14 protein-coding genes are annotated in these 14,606 nt (G+C 66.8%); 7 read left to right on the forward strand and 7 right to left on the reverse strand.

The window, feature by feature from the left end; all coding sequences use genetic code 11:
* Positions 1-163: 163 nt before the first annotated feature.
* The 6 genes from FHY18_RS17605 to xanC form a co-directional block, all read right to left on the reverse strand.
* Complete coding sequence (locus FHY18_RS17605; RefSeq protein ID WP_326521221.1) at positions 164-811, reverse strand: LolA-related protein; 648 nt, start codon at positions 809-811, stop codon at positions 164-166.
* Positions 735-1,709, reverse strand: coding sequence for an acyltransferase (locus FHY18_RS17610; RefSeq protein WP_259157368.1), 975 nt, complete (start codon positions 1,707-1,709; stop codon positions 735-737). The genes FHY18_RS17605 and FHY18_RS17610 overlap by 77 nt, the downstream gene beginning before the upstream one ends.
* Entirely contained in the window at positions 1,706-1,933 is a 228-nt protein-coding gene (locus tag FHY18_RS17615; protein ID WP_245879430.1) for a hypothetical protein, read from the reverse strand. The genes FHY18_RS17610 and FHY18_RS17615 overlap by 4 nt, the downstream gene beginning before the upstream one ends.
* A gap of 71 nt (positions 1,934-2,004) precedes the next feature.
* Positions 2,005-2,754 (reverse strand): lysophospholipid acyltransferase family protein, encoded by a 750-nt coding sequence (locus FHY18_RS17620; RefSeq protein WP_046962408.1) that lies wholly within the window; start codon positions 2,752-2,754, stop codon positions 2,005-2,007.
* Positions 2,755-2,806: 52 nt separating this feature from the next.
* Positions 2,807-3,490 carry a ketosynthase gene (locus tag FHY18_RS17625; RefSeq protein ID WP_259158327.1) on the reverse strand — a complete coding sequence of 228 codons (684 nt, stop codon included), beginning with the start codon at positions 3,488-3,490 and terminating at the stop codon, positions 2,807-2,809.
* Positions 3,491-3,527: 37 nt separating this feature from the next.
* Positions 3,528-3,797: a xanthomonadin biosynthesis acyl carrier protein XanC gene (gene xanC, locus FHY18_RS17630; RefSeq protein ID WP_011260626.1), complete on the reverse strand. Its 270-nt coding sequence runs from the start codon at positions 3,795-3,797 to the stop codon at positions 3,528-3,530.
* 293 nt (positions 3,798-4,090) lie between these two features.
* Between xanC and FHY18_RS17635 the strand changes: the two genes are divergently transcribed.
* The 3 genes from FHY18_RS17635 to FHY18_RS17645 all read left to right on the forward strand — a co-directional run bounded on the left by FHY18_RS17635 (position 4,091) and on the right by FHY18_RS17645 (position 7,040).
* Entirely contained in the window at positions 4,091-5,473 is a 1,383-nt protein-coding gene (locus tag FHY18_RS17635; RefSeq protein WP_259157374.1) for an FAD-dependent oxidoreductase, read from the forward strand.
* Complete coding sequence (locus FHY18_RS17640) at positions 5,470-6,477, forward strand: pteridine-dependent deoxygenase (RefSeq protein ID WP_259157378.1); 1,008 nt, start codon at positions 5,470-5,472, stop codon at positions 6,475-6,477. Before FHY18_RS17635 ends, FHY18_RS17640 begins: the two co-directional genes overlap by 4 nt.
* Positions 6,478-6,689: 212 nt before the next feature.
* On the forward strand, positions 6,690-7,040 hold the full coding sequence (locus FHY18_RS17645; protein WP_259157379.1) for a hypothetical protein: 351 nt from the start codon (positions 6,690-6,692) through the stop codon (positions 7,038-7,040).
* Positions 7,041-7,097: 57 nt separating this feature from the next.
* On the opposite strand, the gene FHY18_RS17650 is transcribed toward FHY18_RS17645, so the two are convergent.
* Entirely contained in the window at positions 7,098-8,441 is a 1,344-nt protein-coding gene (locus FHY18_RS17650; protein WP_259157381.1) for an AMP-binding protein, read from the reverse strand.
* 367 nt (positions 8,442-8,808) lie between these two features.
* On the opposite strand from FHY18_RS17650, the gene FHY18_RS17655 reads away from it, so the two are divergent.
* From FHY18_RS17655 to hemF, 4 genes are all read left to right on the forward strand, one after another.
* Positions 8,809-11,175, forward strand: coding sequence for a prolyl oligopeptidase family serine peptidase (locus FHY18_RS17655; RefSeq protein WP_259158423.1), 2,367 nt, complete (start codon positions 8,809-8,811; stop codon positions 11,173-11,175).
* Positions 11,176-11,565: 390 nt separating this feature from the next.
* Entirely contained in the window at positions 11,566-12,282 is a 717-nt protein-coding gene (locus FHY18_RS17660; RefSeq protein ID WP_259157382.1) for a hypothetical protein, read from the forward strand.
* Positions 12,279-12,854 carry a hypothetical protein gene (locus tag FHY18_RS17665; RefSeq protein WP_259157384.1) on the forward strand — a complete coding sequence of 192 codons (576 nt, stop codon included), beginning with the start codon at positions 12,279-12,281 and terminating at the stop codon, positions 12,852-12,854. Before FHY18_RS17660 ends, FHY18_RS17665 begins: the two co-directional genes overlap by 4 nt.
* 642 nt (positions 12,855-13,496) lie before the next feature.
* Positions 13,497-14,396: an oxygen-dependent coproporphyrinogen oxidase gene (gene hemF, locus FHY18_RS17670; protein ID WP_259157385.1), complete on the forward strand. Its 900-nt coding sequence runs from the start codon at positions 13,497-13,499 to the stop codon at positions 14,394-14,396.
* Positions 14,397-14,606 lie beyond the last annotated feature (210 nt).

Below are 14,606 nucleotides of genomic sequence, written 5' to 3' on the forward strand. Positions count from 1 at the left end.
AATGCGGCGGTTTGCGTTCAATTCAAACGGCATGCAACCGCCTCGCTGCAATGGGCGACGTCGGCGCTGCGAACAGTACCGGCCAGCAGTGCTGCGACACCTTGGCAGCAAGCACACGATCTGGCGATTTTGACGACGGCTAGCGAGACCTGCCCGCGCGTGGTCACGCGCCCGAACCGTGACAGAGCGCGGTCAGCGCTGCGGTATCGCTGACGCCGGCCGCCGCACGTGCCGCGCTGGCCAGCAGCGTGCGTTGCACGTCGCCCTTGGCTGGCACGCTTTCGATGCAGCGCAGCTCATCGTTGCTGCCGTAGAGACGCAGTTCGCGCACCTGCTTGGCCACTGCGGCGTCCTTGGGCTGCAGGGTCAGCTGCCAGACCTGCGCCGTGCCTTGCCCACCGAGGCGATACTGCTGCTCCAGCAACGCGCGATCTCCCGACAACAGCGCACCGAAGCCGGACTTCAAACCGGCCAGTTCGGGCACGCGGCTCAACGCGAACTTGCGCGGCGGTTTGCCCTCGCGTTCGAGCACGCCTTCGTCGCCCCGCAAGGTGGTGGTTTCGCGATACGGCGCACTGACCTCGCGCACCAGCGTCTGCGCATCCGGGCGTCGGTAATGGCCCTGCACGCGCAACGGCGTCTTCAGTAGCGCAGAACCGCGCAGTTCGACGAACTCGGTACTGACCGGGGCCGGGCGGGCCAGGCGCTGCAGCACCTGGCCGACGTCCAGCGTCTCAGGCGGTGCGGCGCATAGCGGTGCGGCGCTGAACAGCAGTATCAGCATCCACGGCAGGGTGCGGCGCATCGGCATGGTGAGTGTTCCAGAAATCGTAGAAGTTGAACCAGTTGTACGGCGCGTAGCGTGTGTAATGTTCCAGCCTGGCGGCGTAATCGCGCATGAGCACGGCAAGCACCGGCGCACGTTGCCTGCGCGGCACGTCCAGGCCTTCGCTGAAGGTCTCGAACGCCAGCTCGTAATGGTTGCCGCCGCGATACAGGCCGAACGCCAGCACCACCGGCACCTTGAGCGCGGCGGCGATCAGCCATGGCGAGGTCGGGAACATCGCGTTGCGGCCAAGGAACATCGCCGGCAACGCCGGGTCGCCTTCGCGCGGGCGATCGATCAGCAGCGCCACCAGCGCGCCGGCATCGGTGGCGTCCTTGATCGCCATGACGATCGAGGTCGCATCCATGCCGGCATCGATGATGTTGGCGGCCAGCTGCGGGTTCAGTGCGCCCAGCAGGTCGGTCATTGCGCGATTGTGGGCCTTGTCCAGCACCACCTTGACCTGCACGTCCGGCCGCTCGGTGGCCAGCACGCGCAGCGCATCGAAGCTGCCCAGGTGCGAGCCGAAGATCAGCACGCCGCGGCGGCGGTCCATCTGCGTGTGCAGCTGATCCAGCCCGGTGATGTCGACGCGGAAGCGCTGCATCTGCCCGCACAGCATGTACACGCGGTCCAGGATGGTCGACGCAAACGTATGGATATGCCGCGCCACATCGCGCAGCGTGGCCGGGCGATCCAGCACGCGGGTCAGATAGGCACGCGAGGCGCTACGTTCGGGCGCACGCACCAACAGGAAATACAGCGTGATCGGGTACAACAGCGCGCGCCCCACCGCGCGTCCGGCGTGCTGGGCGATGCCACGGATCAGCCACAGCGCGAAACGTCCGCCGCCTTCCGGGCGTTGCTTCCACTGACTGCTCATTGCGCCGCCTCCGCCACCAGTTCGCCGCTGACCAGCATCTGGCCGGCACGCTGCACGCGAAAGCGCCAGCGCGGGCCCTCGCCTTCCAGCACGACCGACGCGGTCTGGCCGGGCAGCAACGGCTGCACGAACTTCACCTGCGGCAGCCGTGCCGCAGCGCGCGGGCCATGCAGCGCTTCCACAGCCTGCAGCACATGGTCGAGCACGACCACGCCAGGCACCACGGGGCGACCCGGAAAGTGCCCGGGCAGGCAGGGATGATCATGCGGCACGACGAAATCCATAAGCGCGGAACTCAGATCCTGGGTTGAAGCATTGCAGCCACGGCCTTGTGTGCCTGCTCGGTCAATTGTTGGCGATCCGGCGCATCCGGCCCGGTGACCGCGATCGGCTCGCCGATGCGTACGCGGATGATGCCGGGACGCACCCTGAACACGCCATCCACGGGCAGCACCTTGCCGCAGCCGTCCAGCGCCACCGGGACAACCTGGACGCCAGCATCGATAGCGGCCTGCAGTAGCCCGGCCTTGAATGGCAATAATGCGCCGCTGCGGCTACGGGTGCCTTCGGGAAACAGACACAACTGTTTGCCTTCACGCAACAGCGCGGCCGCCTGGCGGCGCACCAGTGCACCGGCGCGACGGCTGTCGCGGTCCAGGAACAGCATGCCGGTGGCGCGCGCATACCAGTTCACGAACGGCACCTTGAGCATTTCTTCCTTGAGCAGGAAGCGCAGCGGCACCGGCAGGGCGTGGAACAGGGCGCAGATATCGATGATGGACTGGTGGTTGCTGACGAACAGATAGTTCCTGGACCAGTCGACACGCTCACGCCCTTCCACGATCACCCTGGCGCCCGCGCCGCGAAACAGCACCGGCGCCCACATCCAGCTGCCCATGCGCAACAGGCGATCGGCATCGCGGGTGATCGCCAGCAACGCCAACGCATAGACGATCCCGCCGGCGGTGAACGTCAGCGTGAACGCCAATTGCAGCAGATTGAACACACCCCACGCCAGGCGCGACGGCATCCTTGCCAACGGCATTTTTGTCTTGTCCCCGAAACTGTGCACGTACGTCGCTGCCCTGGCCACGCACTCAGCGCAGCAGATCGCGCCAGAAGTCCGGCCCGAGCCGCGCCATCTGGCGCAAGAAGTCTGGCAGATTACGATAGGGACGCTGCGGAAACCAGCGCCCGCGCAATAGGTATTCCCCAACAAAGAACCCGCCAACCACGCCGTACACCAGCAAATTGGCGAACAGCGAGGCGCGTTCATCGCTGATCGGCAGCGGCGAGGCGTAGCCCAGTTGCGCCAGCACCCCGCTGGGCTCGGCGCACAGGCCAAGCACCAGGTTGAGCAGGGTCAGCGCGCACAACAGCAGCGCCCAGGCCAGGGTGAGGCGGCGCGTGTAGCGGTATTGCTCGGTCGTGATCGGCATGCCGGCCTGGCGATACAGCCCCTCGACAATGCGCGTGATCAGCGGCGTGCGCCCACGGCGCAGGCTGCGGCCGAAGAACCAGGCGACCCAGCCGGTAAATACCACCGGCGGCGCGGCCAGTACCAGCATCGCGTACGGCGAGTGCCACAACGCGCCCAGGCCCAGCAGGGTCAGCGCAGCAAGCGCCCAGGCCCAGGCCCGGCGCGCGGCCATCGGTTCGATCAGCACCGTCAGCACCAGCAAGGCACCGGCGATGACGGCAAGCTCCGGGCGATGGCTGGCGTTGGCCCAATGCGCCAGCGGCGAATACGCCACCGCCAGCAAGACGGCCAGCCCCAGCACCCACGGGGGCGCATCGCCTGGCGCGGCGGTCGGAACCTCAGACGGTCTTGTTGGCTTCGACATGCGCCGACAATGCGCGCAGCGACGCGAAGATGCGACGGTTCTCGTCGTTGTCCGAGCGCAGCTGGAAGCCATAGCGCTTGCTGATCGCCAGCGCCAGTTCCAGCGCGTCGATCGAATCCAGTCCCAACCCGGTATTGAACAGGGGCGCCTCCGGGTCGATGTCGGCGGGCTGGACGTCTTCCAGGTTCAGACTTTCGACCAGGAGTTCGGCCAGTTCACGTTCGGCAGCGGTTTGCGAGGACATCCAGAGAGCTTCCAGGTGAGGGTCGGGCGACAGAGTCAGAGCGAGGGATTTCAGGACAACCACCACAGCGGCGCAGACAACCGTCGGGTCGGCTTGGGCGATGCTGCGGGGCACGGACAGTGTACGTTGCCGTGCCGGCCGATTCCGAACACCCGCCACGCCGGCCTTGCGGCCGCATTGTCGAGAATGGCGATCGTTCTGCAACAGCAATTCGGCGGACGGCATACCTGTCCGGGCCGCCGGTCAGGCTATCATGACTGCATGACGCTCGCCCGCTGCAGGTTCGTTCCAGGATGACTTCCACCGCTGTTGGCCCTACCCCGACCGCCAAGCCGGCAGCCGGGCCGGCTCCCGGACCCGAGTGCCCGGATGTGCTGATCATCGGTGGCGGGCCGGCCGGCTGCGCGGCGGCCATCGTCCTGGCCCAGCAGGGCTGGCAGGTGACCTTGCTGGAGAAGGCACAGCATCCGCGCTTCCATATCGGCGAGTCGCTGCTGCCGATGAACATGCCGATTCTCCAACGCCTGGGCGTGCTGGAAGAGGTGCGCGGCATCGGCGTACTCAAGCGCGGCGCGGACTTCCCCAACGACAGCGGCGGCTACAACACCTTCCGCTTCTCGCATGCGCTGGATGCCAAGGCCGATTTCGCCTTCCAGGTGCCGCGTGCGCAGTTCGACCAGGTGCTGTTCGAGCGCGCGCGGGCGGTGGGCGTGGATGCGCGCGATCAGGTCAAGGTCGAAACCGTGGAGTTCGACGGGCAGCAGCCGGTGCTGCAGGCGCGTGGCGTGGCGGGGGTGCAGCAGTTCCGCCCGCGCTATCTGCTCGATGCCAGCGGCCGCGACACCTTTCTGGGCAACCGCTTCAAGCTCAAGCGCGCCAATGCCAAACATCAATCGGCCGCGCTGTTCAGCCACTTCCGCGGCGTGACGCGGCGACCGGGCGAGGATGCCGGCAACATCAGCATCTACCGCCACGCGCATGGCTGGATGTGGCTGATTCCGTTGCCGGACGACATCATGAGCGTGGGCGCGGTCTGCTACCCGGAATACATGAAGACCCGCAAAGGCGAAAGCGAGGGCTTCTTCATGCGCACGCTTGCGCTCAACACCGAGCTCAGCGCACGCATGCTCGGCGCCGAACGCGTGGCACCGGTGCATGCCACCGGCAATTACGCCTACGAATGCACGCGCATGTCCGGCCCGCGCTGGTTGATGCTGGGCGATGCCTACACCTTCGTCGACCCGATGTTTTCATCGGGCGTGTTCCTGGCCATGCACAGCGCCGAGCGCGGCGCGGCAATGGTGGACCAGGCCCTGCGCATGCCGCAGCACGAGGCGAAACTGCAGCGCGCCTTGCAGCGCGAACTCAAGCGCGGCGTGGACGAGTTCAAGTGGTTCATCTACCGCTTCACCTCGCCGACCATGCGTGCCTTGTTCGCGCAGCCGCAGAACACCTGGCAGATCGAAGAGGCCGTGGTGGCGATGCTGGCCGGCGATGTGTTCGACAGCCCCAGGGTGCGCCTGCGCCTGCGCGCATTCCGCGCCATCTATGCACTGACCACCTTGTCGATGATGCCGCGCGCCTGGCAGTCCTGGCGCCAACGCCGACGTCAGGCCACGCTCGGCTTCGACGGCGACACCCTGCAACGCGATACGCAACAACGAGATACGCAATGACCGCTTCCCAGGCCCAGACCACGCACAGCGTGCGCCATCCCCGCCTGCAGGTCGACTATGTCGACCAGACCGAACCGTCCGCATTGCTGGCCGACCCGCAGGTGCTGGCCGTATTCGGCTTCGGCACTGCGGCGCCGCGCCTGGACGACCCGCGCTACCTGCGCGTGCCGCTGCAGCCGTATCAGGCCAAGGTGCTGGAAGTGTGGCGGACCGATGCGCCGGTGCGCAGCGGCCGCGACGGCAACATCGCCTGGTCCAGCGACGGCCGCCTGCAGTTCGGCGTGATCGAAATCGACGAGCAGGATGTCGATATCGAGGCCGCCGCCGCCAAGGCCTATGCGGAAATCACCGCCTTCGTCACCCGCAGCCAGACGCCGCGCCTGTTGCGTATCTGGAACTATCTGGACGCCATCACCCTGGGCAGCGGCGACCGTGAGCGCTACCGGCAGTTCTGCGTGGGCCGTGCGCGCGGCCTGGGCGCCTTCGACGTCGCGCAATTGCCGGCCGCCACTGCGGTGGGCCGCTGCGATGCCGAGCGCATCATCCAGATCTACTGGCTGGCCGCCAGCGACGCCGGCACTCCGCTGGAAAACCCCCGCCAGGTCAGCGCCTACAACTACCCGCGCCAATACGGCCCGCAGCCGCCGAGTTTTGCGCGCGCCATGTTGCCGCCGGCCGGCAGCGACATGCCACTGCTGCTATCAGGCACGGCCGCCGTGGTCGGGCATGCCTCGATGCACACCGGCCAGTTGCTGGCGCAGCTGGAAGAGACCTTCGCCAACTTCGATGCCCTGCTCGGTGCCGCACGCACGCACACACCGGCGCTGCCAGCGCAGTTCGGCGCCGGCACCCGCCTGAAGGTTTATGTCCGCGAGCAGGACGACCTGCCCAAGGTCGCGCAGGCGCTGGACGCCCGCTTCGGCGATGCAGTGCCGCGTCTGCTGCTGCACGCGGTGATCTGCCGCGACGAGCTGGCGGTGGAGATCGATGGGGTGCATGGCTAAGTGATGCCGTGCATGCCGGTGTGCCGCAGACCGTGGCCACCGGCTACGCGCTGAAGACCGCGTGCAGGATGCAGCACGCCGGTACCGCCGTCATCGCGGCCAGGGCGGTACCCATCTGGTTACTGAGCGTGCAGTGCGCAGGCGCTGGCAGCGCGTCGACTTCGGTGAGATCGTGCGCTCAGTCGAGCAGACGACATTCCCACGGAGACAGCATGCTTGTTCTTGCAATCCTCCTGGCGGCTGCAGCCCCTGCCACAACGCAGGAATACGAAGGCAAAGCGGCGTTCGAAGCGCTGGCAGATCAGGCCGATCGGCGCTGCCCAGCCCGACGGATCAGATCGATCACGCCAGGTGATCTGGACTTTGCGCAGGAGGAGTTTCAGGCGCAGCTGACGCAGCTCGATCGCAAGCGCTTGAATGCGGCCAACACAGCCGATGCGCGTTGTGCGGATCAGAATGGATTGGCCTGCCAAGCGAATGCGACCCTGCAAGCGATGCATGAAACGCACCTGCTGACGCGCTTCTCTGCCTACCTGTGTGCGCATCCGGCGCCGGGCCATTGAGCAATCCACTCACGCAGCCGCTGTCATCGACAGGAAGCCGGCGTTACCCAAACTCGCTCAGCCCTTGAGCAACTCCAGCACCACGTCGCGTGGCAGTTTGCCGGTCTCGTTGCGTGGCAGGACGGCGAGCTTGCGCAGGCGGCGCGGCAGAAACACCGGGTCTACGCCGACGCGCAATGCGGCCAGGATCTGCGCCTCGTCCAGGGTCGGGGCGACCACCAGTGCGGCAATGCGGCCCACCGACTGACCGGCATCCGGTGCCAGCTGCACGATGATGCCGTCGATCACGCCGGGGATGGCGAGCAGGCGACGGGTGAGGTCGGCCAGCGATGCGCGTTTGCCGGCGATTTCCAGCGAATCGGCCTGGCGCCCGCGTACCTGGAAGCTGCCATCGTCGGCCACGTCCATCATGTCGGCCAACAACACCGGCGTGGCCAGATGCGGCGCATGCACCAGGGTGCCTGTGGCCTGGGTCTGCAGACGCACGCCGGGCAGCGGGGTCCATGCGGCGTCCAGCGCGGTGCGGCGCACGGCGAACACGCAGGTTTCGGTGGAGCCGAACATCTCGCGGACTTCGCCGCCAAAACGCGCTTCGGCTGCGGCGGCAATCTCCTGCGCCAACGGCGCAGTGGCCGAGACGATACCGGCCAACGGCGGCAACACCACCCCGGATTCGACCAGCGCACGCAGATGCACCGGCGTGGTCACCAGCACGCGCGGGGCAGGAAGATCGGCCAGCGCGCGCGCCACATCGTCCGGGAAGAACGGGCGGCCCGCATGCACCGCCAGCTCGGTCACCATCGGCAGCAGCACCGACAATTCCATGCCGTACATGTGCTGCGGCGGCACCGTGGCCACCACGTGCGGCACCGCGTCGGTGTGCGCCCACAGGCTTTGCAGCGCAACCAGATCCTGCCGCGTGCTGGTCAGAAAACTGCCCCAGGTCTTGGGATTGGGTTGCGGGCTGCCGGTACTGCCGGAGGTGAAACCGATCGCCACCAGCGCATCGTCGGCCAGCTGCGGAATCGGGCCGTCCGCTTGCGGCAGCTCGTCCGGCAGTTGCCAGTAGCGCGGCGGCGCCAGCTCCAGCGCCAGATCGCCCAGGCAATACGCATCGGCGTGACGGGCCTGCACCTCGCCCACCACCGCCGGCGCACGCGAGGACGGCAGCAGCGACACCTGCCCGCGCAGCGCGCAGGCATAGAACGCCACCATGAACCGATAGCGGTCTTCGCACAGATTGACCGCATGGCGGCCCTCCGGCAGCTGCTGCGCCAGGCCATGCACATGCGCGATGAAGGTCGCCAGATCGACCGACCGCCCCGCGCGCCACGCCAACGGCCGGCCAGGCGCGCCGACAGCCATGGGATGGGACACAACGGAGGCAGGCAGGCTGGACATGTGCATCGACAATCGCAAAAGCGCGCTAGCTTGGCCGCCACCTGCCCCGCTTGCAAGTCGGGAGGTTTCCTGCCGCGCCAGGGGAACGGCGGTCGGGAACCTCGGCGAGGCCCGTGCGCGAAGCACATTCCACCGCATTGCAATAGCGCATCGCAGCTGGATTGCATCGATCGTAAAGCGCATGCGTACCCCGCAGAGCAACGTGCGCACAACCGCTTATGGTCGCGCCCGCCAGTCGCCCAAGCCTTGCCTGTTCGACGACGCACTGGCCCCGCCGCGCGCATGACCTGTGGCCCGAGCCCACGACGGAAGCGAGCTGCTAGGCTTGTCCGCTCCTCGTTGCGTCCAGTTGTTACCGATGCCCAGATTGTTGCCGCTGTCCTTGTTGTTGCTGGCTGTCACCGCGCATGCGCAATCCGCCACACCGCTCACCATCGAACAGGTGATGGCCGATCCGGACTGGATCGGGCCGTCGGTCGATCAGGCGTGGTGGCAATGGGATGGCAAGCAGGTGCAGTACCTGCTCAAGCGCGATGGCAGCCCGGTGCGCGACACCTATCGCCAGGGCATTGACGGCGCGGCGGCAGAGCGCGTGGCCGACACGGCACGCGCCGGCCTGGATGCGGCCAATCCCAGCTACGACGCCACGCGCCGGCGCATGCTGTTCGCACGCAATGGCGACATTTTCCTGCGCGATCTGCGCTCGGGCGCGCTGACCCAGCTGACCCGCAGCAACGAGGTCGAGTCGCGTCCGCAATTCGCCAGCGATGGCGGTGCGATCTGGCGCGCAGGCAACAACTGGTACCACTGGCGGGCCGATGGCGGCACCGCGCAGGTGGCCGTGGTCAAGGCCGAGCGCGATCCCAACGCCGCGCCCAAGGCCGATGTGTTGCGCGAGCAGCAACTGGCCACATTGGCCACGCTACGCCGCGATCGCGAACAGCGCGATGCGCTGCGCACGCAGGAAGACGCCTGGCGCCGCGCCGACGTCACGCGCGCGACAGCACCGGTGTATCTGGGCGATGAGGTGGAGATCGTCGACAGCGCGTTGTCGCCGGACGGCCGCCACCTGCTGGTGGTGACCCAGGCCAAGGCTGCCGACGAAGGCCAGGCCGGCAAGATGCCCAAGTACGTGACCGAATCCGGTTACGAGGAGTTCCAGGAAACCCGTACCCGCGTCGGCCGCAACATGCCGGTCGCGCATACGCTGTGGCTGATCGATGTGACCGCAGGCAGCGCGCGCCAGCTGGCCTTCGACGCGCTGCCCGGCATCGCCACCGACCCGTTGGCCGCATTGCGCAAGGCCGCCAAACGCGATGCACTCAAGGGCAACCGCGCCGTGCGCGTGGAAAGCGATGGCGACGGCAGCGGCCCGGCGGTGCACTGGAGCGACGATGGCCGCAACGTGGCGGTGGAAATCCGTGCGGTGGACAACAAGGACCGCTGGATCGCCAGCGTGGATCTGGAAAATGCCAAGCTGCAGCCGCGTCATCGGCTGAGCGATGGCGCCTGGATCAACTGGGACTTCAATGATTTCGGCTGGTTGCCCGACAACCGCACGCTGTGGCTGCTCTCGGAAGAATCCGGCTATTCGCAGCTGTACACGGTGGAAGGCAACGGCAAGCCGCGCCAACGCACCCGCGGCAAGTGGGAAGTGTCGATGCCGGTGCCCAGCGCCGACGGCAGCGGCATGTATTTCCTCTGCAACCAGCAGTGGCCTGGCGATTACGAGGTCTGCAAGCTGGACCTGCGCACCGACCAGCTCACCGAAGTGACCGCCTTGAACGGCGTGGAAGGCTTCAGCCTGTCGCCGAACGGGCAGCAGTTGCTGGTGCGTTACTCCGGCGCCTATCTGCCGCCGCAGCTGGCGGTCGTACCGGCGGCGGGCGGCCAGGCCACGGTGCTCACCGACACGCGCACACCGGCCTTCAAGGCGCAGACGTGGATCGCACCGCAGTACGTGCAGGTGCCGTCCAAACACGGCGCCGGCACGGTCTGGGGCAAGTATTACGGCCCACAGACTCCCGAGCCGGGCAAGCAGTATCCGATCGTGATGTTCGTGCATGGGGCCGGCTACCTGCAGAACGTGTCGCAGCGCTACACGCCGTATTTCCGCGAGCAGATGTTCCATAACCTGCTGGTACAGCAGGGCTACATCGTGCTGGATCTGGACTACCGCGCGTCCGAAGGCTATGGCCGCGACTGGCGCACCGCGATCTACCGCAACATGGGGCATCCGGAGCTGGAGGATTATCTGGACGGCCTGGACTGGCTCGTCGCTACCAAGCAGGGCGACCGTGCACGCGCCGGCATCTACGGCGGATCGTACGGCGGCTTCATGACCTACATGGCGCTGTTCCGCAGCCCCGGCACCTTCAAGGCCGGCGCGGCGCTGCGGCCGGTGGGCGACTGGATGCAGTACAACCACGAGTACACCTCCAACATCCTCAACACGCCCGAGCTCGACCCGCAGGCCTACAAGACCTCCTCGCCGATCAACTACGCCGACGGGCTGCAGGACCATCTGCTGATCGCGCACGGCATGATCGACGACAACGTGTTCTTCAAGGACTCGGTGGACATGACGCAGAAGCTGATCGAGTTGCACAAGGACAACTGGCAGGTGGCGCCGTATCCGCTGGAGCGCCACGGCTTTACCCGGGCCGATGCGTGGCTGGACGAGTACAAGCGCATCCTCAAGCTGTTCAATGCGCAGGTGAAGCCGCAGCGCTGATCGACGCACTGCGCCCGTTGCAAGCCGGCGTTGCCGACACCGGCACTCACGCATGATCGCAGTGTCGGCGCAGCGCCCCACGCGCCCTTTTGCCGATGAGGCGACAGGCGCGCGTTTGACGGTCATCGGGATGGAGCATTCCGCCGCCTCGCCCGCAAGCGATCGCCGCACGGTCCAGCCACCGACGCAGATTGGACACACGGCAATGCGTCGCGCAGCCGAGCTGGTTGCGTTGCGCTCACCTCTCCCTACGCAAGGGGCTCTAAGCTTGGCCCAGGATCGGCAGAAGGTTGGCGCGTTTGGCCTCTGCACCGGTCTGCCGCAGGACCGGTGCGCCGCCGGCGTCGCGGCGACCTTCCACTCATTGCTGGCGCACACAAGGTAGACGCGATGGGCCTGTGGGACCGTTTGTTTGGACGCAAGACCGAGGTGACGAAGCCGCCGCGTGCAGAACCCACCGTCGCGGCGGCGCCTGCCGACGATGCCGACCAGGCAGCTGCCGAGATCGACCCCGCACTGCAGCCGGCACTGACGGCGTTTCAGCGCGGCGACCACGTCGGCGCCTACAACGCGGCGCAAGCGCAGCTGCAGGCCGGTGCGGATGCGCAGCGACTGTGCGCGCTGGCGTTGAGCGCGCTGGACCGCTACCACGAGGCCTATCCGTATTGGCTGGCGCTGTACGCGCTGGAGCCCACCGCACACAACGCGCTGCAGCTGGCCACCACCTCGGTGATGTGCAACGACATCGAGCGCGGCGAGCAGTGGCTGCTGACCTTCGACGATCTCAACGCCCAGGAACGCTCTACCTCGCCAGCCACGGCGCGTACCAGCTTCCTGACCGCACTGACCCGCGCCGGTCACGGCGCGCATGCGCTGCCGCATCTGGAGTGGCTGCGCGAAGCCTATGCCGGCATGTCGATCACCGACAGCCATTTCTTGTACGTCCGCGGCCTGCCGTTCCTGGACGCATTCCTGGAGCGCAGCACCCCATTGCTGCGCGAGTGTCTGCCGGCCGAGGCCCTGCCAGACTGGTATGCGCAGCTGCAGCCCGCGCTGGACCCACCGGGGCAGGCGGCAGTCGCCGCGCATATCGCGTCGCTGCAATGAACGCGGCGCTGCGCACATCGCACCCGTCTCGCGGCGGCTTCGTCTCGCCGCTGGCATGGGTCTCGTTGTTGCTGGGCGTGGTCAGCGCACTGGCCAACCTGTTTCAGATCGTGGTGCTGCTGGCGATGCCCGATGCCACTACGTTCGCCTTGCCAGCGGGCATGAGCTTGCCGCCGTCATGGCAGCGGGTGATCGACCACGGCATGGCCTTGTCGGTGATCGGCGTGGTGCTGTCGGTGGCGTTCGCATGGCTGAGCTGGGCGCTGCTGCAACGACGCACGTGGGCACGTATCGGGTTTGTGCTGGTGCTGATCGCGACCGGGCTGCTCAATTTTGCCGGACTGGCGCTGATCGGGCCGCTGTTCGACGGCGTGCAGGCGATGCTGCCGGCAGATGTGCTGCACAGCCCGGAGTGGCCGCAACTGCAGGCACGCCTGCAGGCCACGCAACAGATGGCGCTTGTACTCACCGGCCTGGGCGCACTGGCCATCGGCTGCGTGCATGCCGCACTGGCCTGGCGACTGTGTACGCCTGCCGTCCGTAGCGAATTCGAACCACCGCGCACGCGGTGAGCGACAGACCAGGCGAGCGCGTCCCATCACAGCGAACGCAGAGCTGATCGCAACGCCGCTGCAAGCAAGCGGCGTGCGGCATCCAGCGTCTGCAGCCGAGCTGGCCGGCAGACTCTTTCTGCCCGGCGGCGCAAGATCTTCTGTGGCATGGATGCCACCACGAGTCACATCGCATTTGCCGAACATTCCTTGCGTCCGGTGATCAAGAGGCTTGGCGTGTTGGGGGGCCGAAGCACGCTTGCGTCACGAGCGCGATGCGCTTGCGGCTTGCGGCTTGCGGCTCACGCTGTACATCCATCCTTGGACGCACGGTGGCGGCATCCATGCCGCCACAAGGTCCGCAAGCGAGAAGGACACCGCACCGTTACGTTGCTTGGCCGGATTGGAAGAACGGTCGTCGCCATGTCGCGCCGATCTCGCAAGATCCGTTTGCCAATGTTCTTGTGGCGTACCCGCGATGGAGGGCCGGCAGGGCCTTGCGATCTAGCGATGGAGTCGCTGGCCTGCAACGGCGCTCCAACACACCCGGGGCATCGACGCAGCACAACGCGGCAACCGACCGGCGCGCATCGCATCGCCCTGCGACAAACGGGCACGGTCGGGCAGGCGCACCGGCTGCGATGCACGGCTTAGAATTGGGCCATGAACGAATTCGAGCGTGTACGCGATTATCTGACCGACCTGCAGGACCGCATCTGCGCGGCTGTGGAAGCCGCCGATGGGCGAGCGCGGTTCTCCGAGGATCTCTGGCAGCGCGAGGAAGGCGGCGGTGGGCGCACCCGCATCCTGCGCGATGGCGCGGTGTTCGAGCAGGCCGGCATCGGCTTTTCGGATGTGTCCGGTACGCGCCTGCCGCCCTCGGCCAGCGCCCACCGGCCCGAGCTGGCGGGCGCCACCTGGCGCGCCTGCGGGGTCTCGCTGGTGTTTCATCCGAACAATCCGCACGTGCCGACCACGCATATGAACGTGCGTTACTTCCGTGCCGAACGCGATGGCGAGGTGGTTGCCGCGTGGTTTGGCGGCGGCTTCGATCTGACCCCGTTCTACCCGGTGGACGAAGACGTGCAGCACTGGCACCGCACCGCACAGGCGCTGTGCGCGCCCTTCGGCGAGGAGCGCTATGCCGCGCACAAGCGCTGGTGCGACGACTACTTCTTCCTGCGCCACCGCAACGAAACCCGCGGCGTCGGCGGGCTGTTCTTCGATGACCTGGGCCAGGACTTCGAGCGCGACTTTGCGTACCAGCAGGCGGTGGGCAACGGCTTCCTGGATGCCTACATGCCGCTCGTACAGCGCCGCAAGGACGAACCCTTTGGCGAACGCGAGCGCGAGTTCCAGCTGTACCGCCGCGGGCGCTACGTGGAGTTCAACCTGGTCTACGACCGTGGCACCCTGTTCGGGCTGCAGAGCGGCGGGCGCGCCGAGAGCATCCTGATGAGCCTGCCGCCGCGCGTGCGTTGGGAATATGGCTACACCGCCGAGCCCGGCAGCGCCGAGGCGCGGTTGCTGGACTACCTGGTGCCGCGCGACTGGCTAGGCTGACCGCCACCCTTTACGCCCGAAGGCGCTGAACGTTTTCTCCAGTGCGGGGACTGGGCTCAGCGCCTTGATCGGTGGGCTCATTCGCCCATATTCACGCGTTCAGATTTCCCGACGACTAAAACTGAATTGGGGAAATGAAACGCTGTGTTGATTGAACGAATTAATCGTCGCCATTTAGATTTGTGATTTTCCACAAAATCACCGCAATCT

Origin of the sequence: Xanthomonas sp. 3793, from assembly GCF_024806835.1 — a bacterium.
GTDB classification, from domain to species: domain Bacteria; phylum Pseudomonadota; class Gammaproteobacteria; order Xanthomonadales; family Xanthomonadaceae; genus Xanthomonas; species Xanthomonas arboricola_F.